The following is a 15,670-nucleotide window of genomic DNA, read 5'->3' on the forward strand; positions in this document are numbered from 1 at the left end:
AGAAACGCATGAAAGCCGTACATATCAGGAATCTCGAAGGCCCGTCGACCGTCTCCGTGGTCGAGGCCGATGCTCCTTCGCGCGGTGGCGACCAGGTGCTGATCGACGTGCACGCGGCCGGGGTGTCGTTCCCGGACCTGTTGCAGACGCGCGGGTTGTACCAGGTGAAGCCGGAGTTGCCGTTCATTCCGGGCGCCGAGGTCGCCGGGGTCGTGGCGGAAGCTCCGGAAGGCGCGGCGGTCAAGGCCGGGGACCGGGTCGCGGCGCTGCCGTTCTTGGGCGGGTTCGCGGGGCAGGTCGCGTGCGCGGTGGATGCGGTGTTCCCGATTCCGGACGGACTGGGTTTTGAGCAGGCGGCGGCGATTCCGTTCAACTATCTGACCGCGCATTTCGCGCTGTGCCGGCGCGGTCGGATGGCGGCCGGGGAGACCGTGCTGGTGCACGGCGCGGCCGGCGGGGTCGGGACGGCGGTCATCCAGGTGGCGAAGGCGTTCGGCGCGGGCAAGGTGCTCGGGGTGGTGTCGACGCCGGAGAAGGGCGAGGCTGCGGTCGCGGCCGGGGCGGACGAGTATGTGCTGGCGGACGGTTTCAAGGACGCGGTGAAAGCGTCGACCGGCGGCCGGGGCGTCGATGTGATCGCGGACGTCGTGGGCGGCGACCGGTTCACCGATTCGCTGCGCTGCTTGGCCGCGGACGGGCGGATGCTGGTCATCGGGTTCACCGGCGGGTCGATCCCGGAGGTGAAGGTGAACCGGTTGCTGCTCAACAATTTGGACGTCGTGGGCGTCGGGTGGGGCGCGTATGCGCTGCCGCGGCCGGGGTACCTGCAGGGGCAGTGGGCGGAGTTGCTGCCGAAGCTCGCGGCCGGGGCGATCGTGCCGCCGCTGGGCGGGAGCTACCCGCTGGCGGAGGTGCGGGAGGCGTTGGAGGTCATCGAGAACCGGAAGGCGATGGGGAAGCTCATTCTGACTGTTCGTCCATAGTGGACTCAGGATGTTGTCTTCACGCTGCCGGTATGTCCATAATGGACTAACGCGGCGCCAGGTCCTGGATTCCGATGGCGGCCAGCAGTTCCAGGTGATCGCTGCCGGGCGGTGCGGTGAACCAGAGGAGGCGCTGCCTGCCGTCCTCGCTGAGCAGGTTCATGCAGTCGAGTTCGAGGACGCCGAGCGTCGGGTGCACGAGCCGTTTGCGGCCGGTGCGGCGGACGGCGACCTCGCGCTGTTCCCAGAGCTGCGCGAATTCCTCGCTGCTGGCGAGGAGCGTGGTGAGCAGGTCGTCGCCCAGGGCGTCGCGGCCGCGTTGGGCGATCGCGGCGCGCAGGTCGGCGACGAAGACGCGTGACTGGTGCTGGTGTTCGTCGGGGTGGTACCGCTCGCGCGCGACGGGGTCGGTGAACCACTGGTAGACGAAACTGGCCTGGACGCCGTCGCCGGGTGCCGGGGCGCCCAGCAGCGCCTCGGCGAGCCGGTTCTGCACGAGCGGGACGCTGAGGTCGGTCATCACCTGCGCCGGTGTCGCGGACAGCTGTTCGAGGAGGTTGAGCAGGGCGGGCTGGACGTGCGCGTTGCCGCTCGACGCGGGCGGCAGCGGACGGCCCGCCAGGTGGTAGAGGTGGTCGCGTTCGTCGCTGGTCAGCCGCAGCGCGCGGGCCAGCGCGGCGAGCATCTGCTCGGACGGCTGGGCGCCGCGGCCCTGCTCCAGTTGCCCGTAGTAGTCCACCGAGGCGCGCGCCAGGGCGGCCACCTCGTCGCGGCGCAACCCGGCCACCCGGCGGCGCGGCCCGGCGGAGAGGCCGACGTCCGCCGGGCTTATCCGGTCGCGCCGCGATTTGAGGTAGCCGCCTAGTTCGCGCAGGTCCATGCCGCCACTATGCCTCGGCGGGACCGGCCGCAGCCAGGCGTCGTCAGCACCACTCAGGCGACGCTGAGCAGGACTTTGCCCCGGGCGTGGCCTTCGGCGAGGAAGCCGAGTGCTTCCGCGCCGTCCGTCAGCGGGTAGGTGCGGTCGACGAGCACTTCGAGGTCCAGCTCCGCCACCTTCGCCCGCCGGGCCGCGTCCGAGGTGTGGAACACGAACTCGGCCCCCTCGGCCGGGCCGGGAGTGGTCACGAGCCGCCCGCCGGGGGTGAGCACCTGCCGCGACCGGGTCCCGACCTCGCCGCCGACTGTGTCGAGCACGACGTCGATTCCCTGGAGCCGGCTCTCGAAGGCGACCTGCCGGTAGTCGAGGACCTGATCGGCACCGAGCTTCTCCGCGATGGCCACGCCTGAACCGGACGCGGTCGCGATGACCCGGGCGCCGAGCCGTCGAGCGATCTGGACCGCGAAGCTGCCGACGCCCCCGCCTGCGGCGTGCACGAGAACTGTCTGCCCACTTTGGACATTAGCGACTTCGACCAGCGCCTGCCAGGCGGTTGCGGCTGCGGTGGGGATTCCCGCCGCAGCTTCCAGGCCGAGGCGGGACGGTGCGGGAGCCAGTTGTGCCGCGTCGACCACGAGCTGCTCGGAGAAGGCCCCGCCGGTGCCGGGGTCGAGGCGGCCGATGACCGGGTCGCCGATGTGCCAGCCGGGGCCCGGCGTGGCGATTCTGCCGGAGAAGTCGGTGCCCAGGACATAGGGGAGGGTGACGGGGAAGAAGTCGTGCATGGCGCCGGAGGCGATCTTGAGGTCGAGCGGGTTGATCGATGCGGCCGCGACGTCGACCACGACTTGCCCCGGTGCGGGGGTTGGCGCGGGGAAGTCGGTGAGAATGGCTTCGGTGCCGAAGGCGGTGATGTGCAGTGCTTTCACGAGGGTTGCTCCAGTCCGGCCGCGGGGGTGCGGCTCTGCTGCCAGGGTGCGGCCGGCCGGGGCCGGGGAGCTAGGCGGTGGTGGTGCTGGTGACGGCGTCGCCTGTCTACGGGATCCTCTGTAGGCATTTGTGCAGGCTGACGGCGGCGAGGGGGTGGTCAGCGTCGTATTGACGGAAGGTGCTGACCGGCTCGAAATCCAGCCGGGCGGCGAGCTTCAGCGAGCATTTGTTGGCTGTCTGCGTCGCCACGAGCACCGGCTGATCGGGAAGTTCCTCAGCCGGGCGGCGCTGCAGCTCCATGGTGCCGAGGAGCCGGTCGGTGGTCTGGTCGGCGATGATGCGAGTCCCCGCAGGCCACTCTTACCGCATCCTCAACGGACAACCGGGCACCTTGCTCGAACACGCGGGCGAAGCCGGAGCCGAGAACTCCTTGGGCCGCTTCGGTAATCCGGTCCACGTCGCCTCGCTCGGCGGCAGGGAGCGGGGCATTGACACTGCGCCGCGCGGCGTCGGCGGCACCGAGCAGCAGTGCGGCGGATTGCGGAGCTGCCGCGCCCGCCAGACCTTCCAATGACAGCGCGAAAGCCCGCGGCTCATCGAGCATCCGCGCGTACTCCAAGCCCTGCAGGTGATAAGTCTTCGCCTGGACCGCATCGCCCCGGAGTTCGGCGACGAAACCGAGTTCCGCGTACAGCAGGTGGTCGCCTGCGGTCGAGGACAGGCCGCGGTACTCGTCGCGGATGTGGGTCAGGTGGTGTTCGGCGGCGTCGAGGTCGCCGGAGCGGCGGGCACCCAGCGCCAGGCCCATTTCGGCGTGGATCCGGCCGTACGTGTAGCCGTGGTCGGCTGCGATTCGGAGGGCTTGTTCGTGTAGGTCGCGGGCTCGTGGCCAGTCGCGTTCGAGCAAGGCCAGACGGCCCAGGCCGGACAACCTCGCCGAGACTTCCGCTTGCAAGTCCAGTTCGCGCGCGATGGCGAGTCCTTCGTGCTGGCGGCGCGCGGCTTCGGCGTAGTCGCCCTTGATTTCGGCGAGCGCGGCCAGCGGCGGGATGGTTTGCATTTCACCCCACCGGTCACCGAGGCGGCGGAAGAGTTCGGCGCTGCGCAGACCGTCCCGGCCGAGGCCGGCGAGATCTCCGCGGACCAGGCTGAGCATGGCCCGCAGGCCCAGCGCGGCGGCGACGCCCCATTCGTCGTCTCCGGCGGTCGCGAGGGCGCGCGCGTTCACCTCGTGACTGGCGGCGAGGTCGCCGACGCTGAACAGGCTGTAGGCGCGCAGCCACAATGCACGGGCGCTGTCCGGGGAATCGGGTGGGGCTTGTTCGCCGGTCAGGAGGGCGAACGATCCATTGAGGACAGTGAGGTCCGGATCCGGTGCGGCGACAAGCAAAACTGCCGACAGCATCCGGCGGCCTTCGGTGAGTCTGCCGCGCAGCAGCCACCACCAGGACAATGCTGTCGCTAGGCGCACCGCCTCGCTCGGTGCTCGGCAGATCGCCTCGTCCAGGGCTGCGCGCAGATTGCCCGCTTCGACGTCCAGCCGAGTGAGCCAAGCCCGCTGCTCGGTACCGTGCAATTGGGCGCTCTCGGCGATTTCCAGGTAATGGCGCAGGTGCCGTGCGCGCGTGGCGGCCGGATCCGCCAGCCGTTCGACGGCATAGGCGGCGACGGATTCCAGCAGCCGGTACCGGATCCCGGCCGGTCCGTTCGTGACGGCCACCAGCGACCGGTCGACTAGTCGGAGCACCAGATCGAGTACGTCGCCGTCTCCCGCGCACACGGCTTCGGCGGCGGCGAGATCGAAACTGTCACGGTGGACGGCCAGTCTGCTTAGGACAGTCCGTTCCGGTTCGCTGAGCAGTTCCCAGCTCCAGTCAAGTACGGCGCGCAATGTTTGCTGCCGCGCGGGAGCGCCGCGCGAGCCTCGGGTCAGGACGGCGAACCGGTCGTTGAGCCGGGCCGCCAGTTCCCGCACGCCCAAACCGCGCACGCGGGTGGCCGCGAGTTCCAGCGCGAGAGGGAGACCGTCCAGACGGCGGCAGATCTCGGTGATCGTGTCGAGATCGCCCGCGAAATCCGGGGCGGACGCGATGGCGCGTTCGGTGAACAACCGCACGGCGTCCGCGGGTGGCAGGGGTTCCACTGCGAACACGGTTTCGCCCGGCAGTCCGAGCGGTTCCTGGCTGGTGGTGAGGATGCGCAGGTCACGGGTGTTGCGGAGGAGCGATTCGACGAGTTCGGCGACGGCTTCGACGACGTGTTCGCAGTTGTCCAGGACGAGCAGCATCCGCCGGTCGCGCAGGGCGGTGGCGAGTCGCTGGGCAGGGGAGGCGGTGTCGATCGAGTCGCGGATCCCGAGTACGGCGGCGACTGTTTCGGCGAGGTCGGCGGCGGTGCCGCGGACGCCCGCGAGTTCGACCAGCCAGCAGCCGTCTCGAAACTCGTCTCGTGAGTGTTTATCCCGGTTAGAACCGGGATAGGCACTCACGAGTTCCACCGCCAGCCGTGACTTGCCGACCCCGCCAGGCCCGGTCAGCGTCACCAGCCTGCTTGATAGCCCGGCAAGCTGCGCGAGCGCCTCCTCCCGGCCGATCAACGGCGTCAGCGGGCGGGGGAAGTTGCCGCGCGGCTCAGCAGCCAGTCCGGAGTCCTGCCGGAGCAGCGATTCGTACAGCGCGCGCAGGTCCGGGCTCGGGTCGACGCCCAGTTCCTCGGCGAGCCGGGTGCGGAGATCTGTATAGGAGGCAACGGCTTCGCTCTGCCGCCCGCGCGAATACAGCGCGCGCATCTGTGCTGCCCGCAAGCCTTCTCGGAGCGGATGCCGCGCGATGACGTCCGCCAAATCGTCCGCGGCGGAGTAGTCGCCCGCTTCGACCTGGGCTTTGGCTTGTTCTTCCACTGCGGCCAGCCGTAACTCGGACAGCCGATGTGCGGCCGATCGCGCGAACTCTTCGTCAGCGAAGTCGGCGAACGCCTCGCCGCGCCACAGGTGCAAGGCTTCGGCGAAGCGCGTCGCTCGGGCTCGGGGATCCGCCGTCGCGCGAGCCTGGATGACGAGATCGCGGAACTGCGCGGCGTCGGAGTGCTCGATCCGCAGCCGGTAGCCCGCCGGTTGCCGCTCGACGCCGTCTCGGCCGACGATCCGGCGCAGTTGCGAGACCTTGGCCTGCAGCGCACCGGCCGGTTTGCCTGGCGGGTGGTCGCCCCAGAGATCCTGGATGAGCCGGTCCGCGGTGACTGGTCCGCCGTCGTGCGCCAGCAGCGTCGCGAGCAGCGCCCGCACCTTCGCCTCGGGCACGGTGACCGGCGCGCCGGTCTCGTCCCACACTGCGAGCGGGCCGAGTATCCCGAACCGCAGGCGTGGCTCCTGCTGGGTCATCTGGTTACCGCCAGGGTCTTTACCTGGAGCAGGACGAGGGTCCCGTCCCATGCTGCGAGCGGTCCGAGCATCCCGAACCGCAGGCGTGGCTCCTGCTGCGTCATCTGGGTACCGCCAGGGTCTTTACGCGGAGCAGGACGAGTGTCCCGTCCCACATCGCGAGCGGGCCGAGTGTCCCGAACTGCAGGCGTGGTTCCGGTTGTGCCATCAGGTCGCCACCAGGGCCATTACACGGAGCAGCGCGCTTGTCTCGTCCCACGCCGCGAGCGGGCCGAGCATCCCGAACCGCATCGCCTTGCTCCCGTCGCACCGTCAGGTCACCGTCAGGTGATCGTAAGCATTCCCGAAGGCCAGGTCCGCACAGTGGGCGCATGAGCCCCACCTCAGTCGCCGTCGCTCCCACCCAGCGGCTTCCGCTTTTCGCGCTGTTGTCCCTCGCCACCGCAGTGTTCATCACCAGCCTCACGGAGACGCTGCCCGCCGGGTTGCTGCCCGCGATGAGCGGCTCGCTCGGCGTCAGCGAATCCGCGACCGGCCAGACCGTCACGGTCTACGCGCTGGGCACCGTTCTGACCGCGATCCCGCTGTCCACCATCACCGCTGGCTGGCGACGCAAACGGTTGCTCCTGGCCGCGATGGCCGGATTCGCCGTGGCCAACACCGTCACCGCCGTGTCGTCGGAGTACAGCCTGACGATGGTCGCGCGCTTCATCGCAGGCGTCGCGGCTGGTCTCGCGTGGGCACTGCTGGCCGGTTATGCCCGACGCCTGGTCGCTCCTGCACAGCAGGGTCGTGCCATGGCAATTGCCATGGCTGGTATCCCAGTCGCGCTGTGCCTGGGCGTCCCTGCCGGAACCTTCGTCGGCCAGCTCACCGGCTGGCGTACTGCGTTCCTCGCCATGACCGTGCTCACCCTGGTGCTGCTGGCGTGGATCGGCGCGGCGGTGCCCGATTTCCCCGGTCAGGCTGGGGGAGCGCGTCCGAAGATGCTGCCTGCGCTGCGCATCCCGGGAGTTGCGGCGGTCCTGTTCGTCACGCTGGTGTTCGTGCTGGCGCACACCGTGCTGTACGCCTACCTCGCCACCTTCCTCACCGGCCTCGGCATGGGCGGCGACACCGACCTGGTCCTGCTGACCTTCGGCCTGGCCTCGATCGCGAGCATCTGGATCGTCGGCGCGCAGATCCACCGGCGGCTGCGGTTGCTGATGATCGTCAGCGCGCTGCTGGTCGCGGTCGCCGCGGCGCTGCTCGCGACCGAACCCGCGCTCGTTTACCTGGCCGCCGCGCTGTGGGGGCTCGGCTGGGGCGGGGTGCCGACCTTGCTGCAGACCGCGGCCGGGGACGCGGGCGGCGAGTCCGCGGACACGGTCCAAGCGATGCTCGTGACGCTGTGGAACGCCGCGATGGCGGCCGGCGGTGTCGTCGGCGGCGTACTGCTCGACGTGGCAGGCAGCGGTTCCTTCCCGTGGACCGTGCTGGTCTTGATGGCACCGGTGCTGGCGGTCGTCCTGCTTGCGCGTCGACGCGGCTTCCCTGCCGCTTGACGGTGCCGCCCTGGCGATCTTGGATGGAACCCGTGCCAGAGCCTGTGAACACCGACCTCGGAAGCTACCTGCGACGAATGCGCGAGCGACTCCAGCCCGCCGAAATCGGCCTGGCTACCCGCGGTTCCCGGCGGGTGCCCGGTCTCCGGCGAGAGGAGGTCGCCGCGCTCGCCGGGGTCAGCTCGACCTACTACACTCGGCTTGAGCAGGCGCAGACCGCGCACGCGTCGCCGGAGGTGCTGTCCGCGATCGCCCGCGCGCTGGACCTGAGCGTGGCCGAAGAAGCGCATCTGCTCAAGATCGGCACCACCGCACCCGCCCGGCCGGTGCGGCCGGCCACGACCGACGAACTGACCCCGCAGACCCGGATGCTGGTCAACACCCTCGGCGACGCGGTGGTCGCGGTGCTGAATTTCCGCTGCGACATTCTGGCGTGGAATTCGCTGTTCCACAAACTGTTCGCCGCACACCTCGATTTCGCCGCACCGGACGGGAACCGGCCGAATGTGATCAAGTTGAACTTCCTCGACGACAACGTGCGCGCGCTGTATGCGGACTGGCCGTCGGAGGCGCAGCAGAACGTCTCCTACCTGCGGTACATCGCCGGAGACCACCGGCACGACCCGCGGCTGGCCGAGCTGATCGGCGAGTTGTCCATGGGCAGCGAGGAATTCGCGAATCTGTGGGTCGGCCAGACGGTCGGGAATTGCACGGCCGGGACGAAGACGTTCCGGCATCCGATGGTCGGGCAGTTCGACCTGATGTATCAATCCGCCGAGTTGGGCGACGGGACGATCTTGAAGATATATCACGCGGAGCCGGGTTCTCCGCACGAGGCGGCGGTGAAGCTCCTCGCCACTGATTTGAGCTGAGCACAGCCTGCGGGGGCGAGTCTTCTTGCCACAGATCTGAGTTGACCGCTGCGTGGCGATGGCAGAGCTAGCCACGGCAGGGCTCGGCTGCCTACCGGTCACGTGGAACCGAGCGCGAGGCGGCGGTGAAGCTTCTCGCCGCCGAGCTGGGCCGATCGCAGGCTGCCACTGGCGATGGCTAGTCACGGCAGTGGTTTGGCTGTTTCCCGCCGCGGGCCTGCCGCGCGGAACCGGACTCGTCGTCTGAGCTGGCTACAGCCTGCCGTGGCAATGGCTAGCCACGGCAGGGGGCTGGCTATCCCGCCGCAGGCCTGACACGGAACCGAACTCGTCGCCTGAGCTGAAGCACAACCTGCCACTGGCAGTGCTAGTCACAGCAGGGATCTGGCTGTTTCCCGCTGCGGGCCCGAATGTTGGCCGCATGACGACCGATACGGCTCACGTCCGCCTGACCGGCCGCCGCGTGGTGGTGCTCGTGGTCCTGCTGGCCGCGCAGTTCATGCTGGCGGCGGATTTCTCCGTGCTGAACGTCGCGCTCCCGCGGGTCGGGGCCGACCTCGGCTTTCTCTCCGGCGATCTGCAATGGATCACCACTATGTTCGCGCTGTGCGCGGCGGGCTGCACCCTGGTGTTCGGCCGCGTCGGCGACTATCTGGGGCGCCGCCGGATTTTCGTTGTCGGGATGGCTGTGCTCGCGGTCGCGTCGGCGGTCGGCGGCCTCGCTGGTTCGCCCGCGGTGCTGCTCGTCGCCCGGACGTTGCAGGGCCTGGCCACCGCCGCGGTCACCCCGGCCGCGCTCGCGATGCTCACCGTCGCGTTTCCCGAACCTTCCTTGCGCACCAAGGCATTGGGACTCAACGGGGTGATGATGAGTTCCGGTTTCACCGTCGGCTCGATCCTCGGCGGACTGCTCACCGACCTGCTGTCCTGGCGTTGGGCGTTCTTCCTCAACCTGCCGGTCGCGCTCGCCGCGCTCGTGGTCGTGCCGCTTGTGGTCCCGGAAAGCCGCGCGGAAACCCACCGCAAGCTTGACGTGCCTGGTGCGGTGCTCATCACCACCGGGTTGTTCGCCGGGATTTATGGGATTAGCCGCACCGCCGAGTCCGGTGTGGACTCCACGGCGCTCTTTTCGCTGGCACTGGCGGTTGTCCTGCTGATCGCGTTCGTGCTTGTGGAGAGCCGGACCGCCGACCCGCTCGTGCCTGTCGCGATGCTCCGGCACCCGGACGTCGCCTACGGGAACCTGGCCGCCTTGTTCCTCTTCGGCGGCGAGACTGCGCTGATCTTCTTCACCGGCCTATACGTCCAGAACGTCCTAGGCCATTCGTCGCTGGTCGCCGGGTTCGTGCTGGTGGGAATCGGGGTCGGCCAGATCCTCGGGGGCAGCATCGGGCCGAGGCTTCTCGCGAAGGTCCCGCCGCGCACGATGCTCGGCGCGGCGCTGGTCGGCCAGGGCGCGTTCATGCTGCCCGGCCTGTGGCTGGCCGCGACGAACGGCTGGCTGGCGGTCCTGGTCGCGGCCGAGTTCGTGAACGCGGTCTTCTCGATGCTGGCGATGCTGTCGTTCCTGGTGCTCGCCACTTCGGCGGCGGACGCGGACACCCAGGGCCTCGCGACCGGGATGGCCACGCAGAGCCAGCAGATCGGCATGGCGATCGGGATTCCGTTGCTGAGCGCGGTCTTCACGACGGTCACGACCGGTGAGCTGGACGCCATCCGGACCGCGATCGGAGTGGACGCGGTCGCGCTGATCTGTGTTGGTGCGTTTGCGTTGCTGCGTAAGGGAAAGCGTTAGATGCTCTTCGTCAGGTAGACCGCTCCGCGGATGTGCTTCCCGAGCGTGTTCGCGGGCGGCTCGGCGACCTGGTACCCGGCGCGCCGGTACATCGTCAGGTTCCGCTCGCTGCCCGACCCGGTGTAGAGCACCAGACTCGTCGCCCGCGGCGGCGCCTGCCGCTCGGCATAGCTGAGCAACCACCGGCCGACGCCCTGACCGGCAAGATCGGGTGCCACCATCAAGCGGCCGATCTCCCAGCGGTCCTCTTCGAGGTGGGCGCGTACGGCGGCGACGAGCCGTCCGCCGATCCGGACCGTCCACACGCGGGTGGCTTCGATCCAGCCGCGGACGGTGTCCAAGTCCTCGTGCAGGGCGGGCACGTCGAAGGTGTCGTTGACGATCGCCTGCGGGACCCAGCAGCACCGTTGCAGCACGAGGAGTTCGGCGGCGTCGGAGGCTTGGGCTTCGGACAGCTGGGCGTCGGCGAGGGGCAAAGCGGCGAAGTCGGTCACGTCTCTTGATCTTGCGCGCCGCCACGAGCCCTGTCCAGCGAATATCCGAGCCGCCGCTGCGCGAGTCCGGCCGGAGCGGGCCAGAGATGTTAACGGGCTGAGGTACTGGGAGACAGAGATATCAGTCTGCTCGGCTGTTCGACGGCCAGGGCGGTCCAGGTATCGCACGCCGCAGCGCTGGCGCCACCTCAGCCTGGAACAGCTCCAGCGCCGCACGGCGTTCCGATGGCGTCCGGCCGTCGCGGTCGGCGGACAGATGCGTTACGCCGTGGCCGCACTGTTCGTGGTATCTCAACACCTTCTCGGTGACCTGAGCAGGGCTGCCGATCAACGCGGAGCTGCGCTCGGCGAAATCCTCCAGCGTCGGGAAAACCGTCTCCTGACCGAGCTTGCGCTGCAACGCCAGCCGGGACTCGAAGATCGGCCGGTACTCCTCCAGCGCGTCCTGCGACTGGCTGGCCAGATGGAACCCGGCGGTGCCCGCCTCGACCACCGCGTCGGCGGCGCTCCCTCGCTGTCGAGTTCGACCGCGAGGTGCAAGGTTTTCAACGAACTCATGCGGGCGCTGCCCCCTCAATTCGGTTGTGCCAGAGGTAGCCGGAATCCGGGGCGGGCCGCGCTGGTGCTCAGGATGTGGGCGGCCGGACGGTGTTGTTCCACCGGTGTCCACAAAGGAGGTTTCTCAGCTGGTGGACGCTGGGGACTGGCGCGGCCGGTCCGCCTACAGTCCTGCGGTCATGAGTTCCGATTCGAAGCCGCGAGGCGCTGCGCGGATCAGCGCCGACTGGGCCGCGGTGCTGGTCGCGGCCGTTCTGGTGGTGCTGGCCGCGTTCGGCGTGCTGCCGACGATTCCGTTCCTCGTCAAATGACCGCCGCGCTGGAAGGCCGCCGCGCCGTGCCCGCGGTCGTGAGATATCTGCCGGGCCTTCTGTTGCTCGCAGCGGTCGGAATTGCGGGAACGCTGGCGCAGAACGGGGTGCGCGGCCTCGGCCACGCGACCGGGACCGCGCTGCCGGACATCGAGTACGTGTTGTGGGCGATCGTCCTCGGACTGGTCATCCGCAACACGATCGGCATCCCCGCGCTGTTCCGGCCCGGCGTCGGGACCTACGAGTTCTGGCTGAAGACCGGCATCGTCCTGCTCGGCGCCCGGTTCGTGCTGGGCGACCTGGCCAAGCTCGGCGGGTTCAGCCTGGGGCTCATCCTGGTCGACATGGCTGTCGCGACGACGGTGATCCTGTTGGTGGGCAAGGCTTTCGGCCTCGGCGGGAAGCTGTCGTCACTGCTGGCGATCGGCACGTCGATCTGTGGTGTGTCGGCGATCATCGCTGGCCGCGGCGCGATCGACGCTGACGACGAGGATTCCGGCTACGCCATCGCTGCGATCCTCGCGTTGGGTGCGGTCGCGCTGTTCACGTTCCCAGCTATTGGGCATGCGCTGAACCTGACCGACACCGAATTCGGTCTATGGGCGGGGCTCGCGGTGGACAACACTGCGGAGACCACTGCGACTGGCGCGGCGTACTCGCCGCACGCGCAGGACGTTGCGGTGGCGGTGAAGAGCACGCGGAACGCGCTGATCGGTCTCGTCGTGCTCGGGTATGCGGCGTACTGGTCGACTCGCGGCGGCAAGGCCGTCGCTGGCGGGTTGGCAGGGCGTGCTGGGTTTGTGTGGCGCACCTTCCCGAAGTTCGTGCTGGGGTTCATTGCGGTTTCCGCGTTGGCGACTGCGCATGTGTTCACCAAGGCTGAGGTCACGAACCTCGGGAATCTGTCGAAATGGGCCTTTCTGCTGTGCTTCGCCGGGGTGGGGCTGAACTTCGACCTCCGGCAGATGGCGCGCAGCGGGCTGCGGCCGCTGGTGGTGGCGGCGCTGGGATTGGTGGTGGTCGCGGTGTGTTCGCTGGGGCTGGTGCTGGCGAGTTCGCAGTGGTTCAGCTTCTGACCGGGTAGGCGGGGTGCCCGGGTGGCGCTCCCGGGCACCCCGCGAGGCTCAGCCGGGCAGTCCCGGCAGAGTCGGAATTCCGTTGGCAGGCAACGCCGACGGGCTGAGCGGTAGATCCAGCTGCGCCGGAGTGTCGCCGTCCACGACCTGCGTCACGTTCTCCGGCACGATGGACGTCGCCTGCCCGAGCAGCGCCGGGCTCAGCCCGTACACCTGCCCGACCGCGCCGACCGGCGTCTGGTTGTGCTGGCCGGTCGTGGTGACGGTGCCACCGGAATTGCCGCGCGTGACGTTGTCGCCGTACGCGTTCGCGACGCCGCCCCACACCGCCGAGTCGCCGAAGACCTGCGCGACCTCCGAGATCGGCACATCCTGCACGACCCCGGACGTGCCGGTGCCGGAGCTGGTGATGTCGCCGCCCGCGGTGTTACTGGTGTGGTTCACCGCGCTGCCGTCGACCATTCCGATCCAGGCCGCCGAATCGCCGAAGACCTGGGCGATCGGCAGTGCCTCGGCCGAGACGACGTCGCCGGCCAGCTGGCCGCGGTCGCCTGCGGTGCGGGTGTCGCCGCCCGCGGTGGAGGTGACGTTGTTCGTCGCGTCGCCGGTCACTCGGCCGATCCACGCCGGGGCCAATCCGAACACGCCCGCGGTGCCGGCGGACGGCGCGTTGACCACGTTGCCCGCGAGGGTGCCGCCGGTACCGTCGGCGAGGTTCTTGCCTCCTGCACGGGAATTGGTGGTGTTGTCGGACACGCCCTGTCCGTATCCGCCCCACGCGGCGCCGGTTCCGTCGACCTGGGTGACTTGCGAAATCGGGGCCTGCGCGATGTTTCCGGCCACGGTGCCGAGCGCGCCGGTGCCGTGGTAGTTGCCGCCTGCCTTCGAATCGGTGTGGTTGCTCGCTTCTCCGATGCCCCGGCCGATCCACGCGGCCCCGACGCCGAAGACCTGCGTCGGCGCGGAAAGCGGGGCCGCGACGACATTCGAGGACAGCTTTCCGTTGTCGTCGTTGGTGTTTCCGTCACCGCCCGCGGTGACCTTCTTGTGCTCGTCGGCGACCCCGACGCCCTGGCCGATCCAGGAACCGCCGACGCCGAACACCTCGGCGGGCAGTGCGGCCGGTGCGGTGACGATGTTGCCGGACGCCTCCGAATTGTTGCCCTGCGTGCCGTCGTAGCCGCCGGCCTGCACGTTCTTGGCGTTGGTGGCCTGGCCGTAGCTGTTGCCGATCCACGAGGAGCCGGAGCCGAAGACGTCCGGGCTGGCCGCGACCGGCGCGGACGCGAGGTTGCCGGACAGCTTCCCGCCGTTGCCGTTCGAGTAGGTGCCGCTGCCCGCCTTCACGTCGGACGTGTTGTCGTGCCCGGCATACGACTCCAAGCCCCAGTTCCCGGCGACGCCGAACACCTCGGCCGGTACTGCCAGCGGTGCGTCGGCGATGTTGCCCGAGCCGGTGCCGTCCTGCGCGGACGTCGAGGAGAAGCCGCCGGACGTGACGGTCGATTTCGAGCTGGACGCCGACTTCGGCGCGTGCGCCGGGGACACCGGCTGCGGGCTCGGGATCGGGACCGGCCAGAGCGGCGAACCGTCCGGACGGGTCGGCTGACCGGTCGGGGCCGGCGCGGACGGGTCGATCCCGCCGGTCAGCGGGTTGCCGGTCGGGAACGGGTAGCCGGGCAGCGGAAGCGGGTCCGCCAGCGGGCTGCCGTGCACGCCGCCGGTGCTCGACTTGCCCGCCCACGCGGCCGCGACGCTCGCCACGTTCGCGATGCCCGCGCCTTGCGGCTGCACGATGTTGCCGGATCCGGTCCCGCGGTCGCCGTTGGTCTGCACGTAGGACGGGATGTGGTTGATCCCTTCCTTGGTGCCGCCTGCGGTCACCGTGTCGGTGGTGTTCGAGGAGTCTACTGTGGACACTCCGCCCCAGGTGGGCGCGTTTCCGTTGAATTCGAGGGGAAGCGCCAGCGGCGCCGCGCCGACGTTGCCCGCGAGCGTGCCGTCCTTTCCGGCGCTCGAAATCGGGCCGCCGGAGGAGGTGGTGTTGCGCGCTTGCGAGTCGGTCGTCTGGGCCGAACCTCCCCAGGACGCCGCGTTGCCGGTGACCTGCAGCGGTGTCGCCCACTGCCCGGCCAGAACGTTGCCGGAACCGGCGCCGCCGCGGCCGTCGGTGGTGTCGCTCCCGGTCGTCGAGGTGGTCTGCTCGGCGCGGCCGCCCTTCGTGCGCGCGGCACCGGCCCAGGAGATCGCGTTGTTCGCGAACTGCACCGGCACCGCCCAGCGCGCGTCGACCACGTTTCCGCCCAGCGGGGTGCCGGCACCGCTCGTGGTGATGTCGTGGTTGTCCTGGTAGGTCTGGTGGTGGTTCGATCCGTCGACCTCGGCGGGACCGCCCGCCGCGAACGCGTTGCCGGCGATCTGGACCGGTACCGCCAGGTCGGCGTTCGCCCGGTTGCCGCGCAGGGGATCGCTCGGCGGCGCGGCCTGGGTGTGGGCGGCTTTGCTCGGCGCGGCCTTGGCCGCTGCGGTTTGCGTCGGTTTCGCGGCGGCTGGCTTCGACGCACTGCCGGTCTTCGGCTTCACGGCCTGCTGGAGCGGATTGGTGAGCGTTTTCGTGGACACTTCGCCCTGGTACCCGGGCAGTTTCGTTTGCCCGAGCGGGGTGCCGAGGACGTTGTCGCCGATGTCGATCGGCACGGTGACCCCGGCGTCGATCGGATTCGCCGGCTTGTCCGGACTGGTGTTGTCGGCGGCCGAGGCGATCCCGGTGCCCAGGACGAACAAGCCGCCCGAGATCAATGCCGTCTGCATACCGCGTTTGACCCAGATGTGCATGACAAATTCCCTT

Annotated in this window: 13 protein-coding genes; 6 read left to right on the top strand and 7 right to left on the bottom strand. The window is 69.5% G+C overall.

Annotated features, from left to right (window positions below):
* Positions 1–8: 8 nt before the first annotated feature.
* Entirely contained in the window at positions 9–983 is a 975-nt protein-coding gene (locus tag D0D37_RS16305; RefSeq protein WP_116201396.1) for an NADPH:quinone oxidoreductase family protein, read from the top strand.
* A 46-nt stretch (positions 984–1,029) separates the two neighbouring features.
* Here D0D37_RS16305 and D0D37_RS16310 read toward each other — a convergent pair whose 3' ends face one another.
* The 4 genes from D0D37_RS16310 to D0D37_RS16325 form a co-directional block, all read right to left on the bottom strand.
* Positions 1,030–1,863 (bottom strand): helix-turn-helix transcriptional regulator, encoded by an 834-nt coding sequence (locus D0D37_RS16310; protein WP_116201397.1) that lies wholly within the window; start codon positions 1,861–1,863, stop codon positions 1,030–1,032.
* 53 nt (positions 1,864–1,916) lie between these two features.
* Positions 1,917–2,792 carry an NADP-dependent oxidoreductase gene (locus tag D0D37_RS16315; RefSeq protein ID WP_116201398.1) on the bottom strand — a complete coding sequence of 292 codons (876 nt, stop codon included), beginning with the start codon at positions 2,790–2,792 and terminating at the stop codon, positions 1,917–1,919.
* A 106-nt stretch (positions 2,793–2,898) separates the two neighbouring features.
* On the bottom strand, positions 2,899–3,093 hold the full coding sequence (locus tag D0D37_RS16320) for an acetyltransferase (protein ID WP_116201399.1): 195 nt from the start codon (positions 3,091–3,093) through the stop codon (positions 2,899–2,901).
* Positions 3,068–6,172 (bottom strand): AfsR/SARP family transcriptional regulator, encoded by a 3,105-nt coding sequence (locus D0D37_RS16325; protein WP_244223533.1) that lies wholly within the window; start codon positions 6,170–6,172, stop codon positions 3,068–3,070. The genes D0D37_RS16320 and D0D37_RS16325 overlap by 26 nt, the downstream gene beginning before the upstream one ends.
* Positions 6,173–6,543: 371 nt before the next feature.
* Between D0D37_RS16325 and D0D37_RS16330 the strand changes: the two genes are divergently transcribed.
* The 3 genes from D0D37_RS16330 to D0D37_RS16340 all read left to right on the top strand — a co-directional run bounded on the left by D0D37_RS16330 (position 6,544) and on the right by D0D37_RS16340 (position 10,383).
* On the top strand, positions 6,544–7,716 hold the full coding sequence (locus D0D37_RS16330) for an MFS transporter (protein ID WP_116201400.1): 1,173 nt from the start codon (positions 6,544–6,546) through the stop codon (positions 7,714–7,716).
* 23 nt (positions 7,717–7,739) lie between these two features.
* Positions 7,740–8,588, top strand: a complete 849-nt coding sequence (locus tag D0D37_RS16335) for a helix-turn-helix transcriptional regulator (RefSeq protein WP_116201401.1) — start codon at positions 7,740–7,742, stop codon at positions 8,586–8,588.
* Between the two features lie 421 nt (positions 8,589–9,009).
* Positions 9,010–10,383 (top strand): MFS transporter, encoded by a 1,374-nt coding sequence (locus D0D37_RS16340; RefSeq protein ID WP_116201402.1) that lies wholly within the window; start codon positions 9,010–9,012, stop codon positions 10,381–10,383.
* Here the strand turns inward: D0D37_RS16340 and D0D37_RS16345 are convergent.
* Complete coding sequence (locus D0D37_RS16345) at positions 10,380–10,877, bottom strand: GNAT family N-acetyltransferase (RefSeq protein ID WP_116201403.1); 498 nt, start codon at positions 10,875–10,877, stop codon at positions 10,380–10,382. The two genes, D0D37_RS16340 and D0D37_RS16345, sit on opposite strands and share 4 nt — an antisense overlap.
* Before the next feature lie 121 nt (positions 10,878–10,998).
* The gene (locus tag D0D37_RS16350) at positions 10,999–11,370 is read right to left on the bottom strand and encodes an LLM class oxidoreductase (RefSeq protein ID WP_208719979.1); all 372 of its coding nucleotides are present in this window, start codon (positions 11,368–11,370) and stop codon (positions 10,999–11,001) included.
* A gap of 244 nt (positions 11,371–11,614) precedes the next feature.
* Here D0D37_RS16350 and D0D37_RS48475 point away from each other — a divergent pair, with 244 nt between their 5' ends.
* Positions 11,615–11,746: a hypothetical protein gene (locus tag D0D37_RS48475; RefSeq protein ID WP_279630300.1), complete on the top strand. Its 132-nt coding sequence runs from the start codon at positions 11,615–11,617 to the stop codon at positions 11,744–11,746.
* Positions 11,743–12,822 (top strand): YeiH family protein, encoded by a 1,080-nt coding sequence (locus D0D37_RS16360; protein WP_116201405.1) that lies wholly within the window; start codon positions 11,743–11,745, stop codon positions 12,820–12,822. The genes D0D37_RS48475 and D0D37_RS16360 overlap by 4 nt, the downstream gene beginning before the upstream one ends.
* 48 nt (positions 12,823–12,870) lie before the next feature.
* Here D0D37_RS16360 and D0D37_RS16365 read toward each other — a convergent pair whose 3' ends face one another.
* Positions 12,871–15,657, bottom strand: a complete 2,787-nt coding sequence (locus D0D37_RS16365) for a beta strand repeat-containing protein (RefSeq protein ID WP_116201406.1) — start codon at positions 15,655–15,657, stop codon at positions 12,871–12,873.
* Positions 15,658–15,670: the final 13 nt, after the last annotated feature.

The sequence above is a fragment of the Amycolatopsis circi genome (assembly GCF_003385235.1).
Classification (GTDB): domain Bacteria; phylum Actinomycetota; class Actinomycetes; order Mycobacteriales; family Pseudonocardiaceae; genus Amycolatopsis; species Amycolatopsis circi.

Bases quoted from the DNA above. Each gene is read 5' to 3' on its own strand.
- D0D37_RS16305 (WP_116201396.1), top strand. From the start codon at position 9: ATGAAAGCCGTACATATCAGGAATCTCGAAGGCCCGTCGACCGTCTCC.
- D0D37_RS16310 (WP_116201397.1), bottom strand. From the start codon at position 1,863: ATGGACCTGCGCGAACTAGGCGGCTACCTCAAATCGCGGCGCGACCGG.
- D0D37_RS16320 (WP_116201399.1), bottom strand. From the start codon at position 3,093: ATGGAGCTGCAGCGCCGCCCGGCTGAGGAACTTCCCGATCAGCCGGTG.
- D0D37_RS16325 (WP_244223533.1), bottom strand. From the start codon at position 6,172: ATGACCCAGCAGGAGCCACGCCTGCGGTTCGGGATACTCGGCCCGCTC.
- D0D37_RS16330 (WP_116201400.1), top strand. From the start codon at position 6,544: ATGAGCCCCACCTCAGTCGCCGTCGCTCCCACCCAGCGGCTTCCGCTT.
- D0D37_RS16335 (WP_116201401.1), top strand. From the start codon at position 7,740: ATGGAACCCGTGCCAGAGCCTGTGAACACCGACCTCGGAAGCTACCTG.
- D0D37_RS16340 (WP_116201402.1), top strand. From the start codon at position 9,010: ATGACGACCGATACGGCTCACGTCCGCCTGACCGGCCGCCGCGTGGTG.
- D0D37_RS48475 (WP_279630300.1), top strand. From the start codon at position 11,615: ATGAGTTCCGATTCGAAGCCGCGAGGCGCTGCGCGGATCAGCGCCGAC.
- D0D37_RS16360 (WP_116201405.1), top strand. From the start codon at position 11,743: ATGACCGCCGCGCTGGAAGGCCGCCGCGCCGTGCCCGCGGTCGTGAGA.
- D0D37_RS16365 (WP_116201406.1), bottom strand. From the start codon at position 15,657: ATGCACATCTGGGTCAAACGCGGTATGCAGACGGCATTGATCTCGGGC.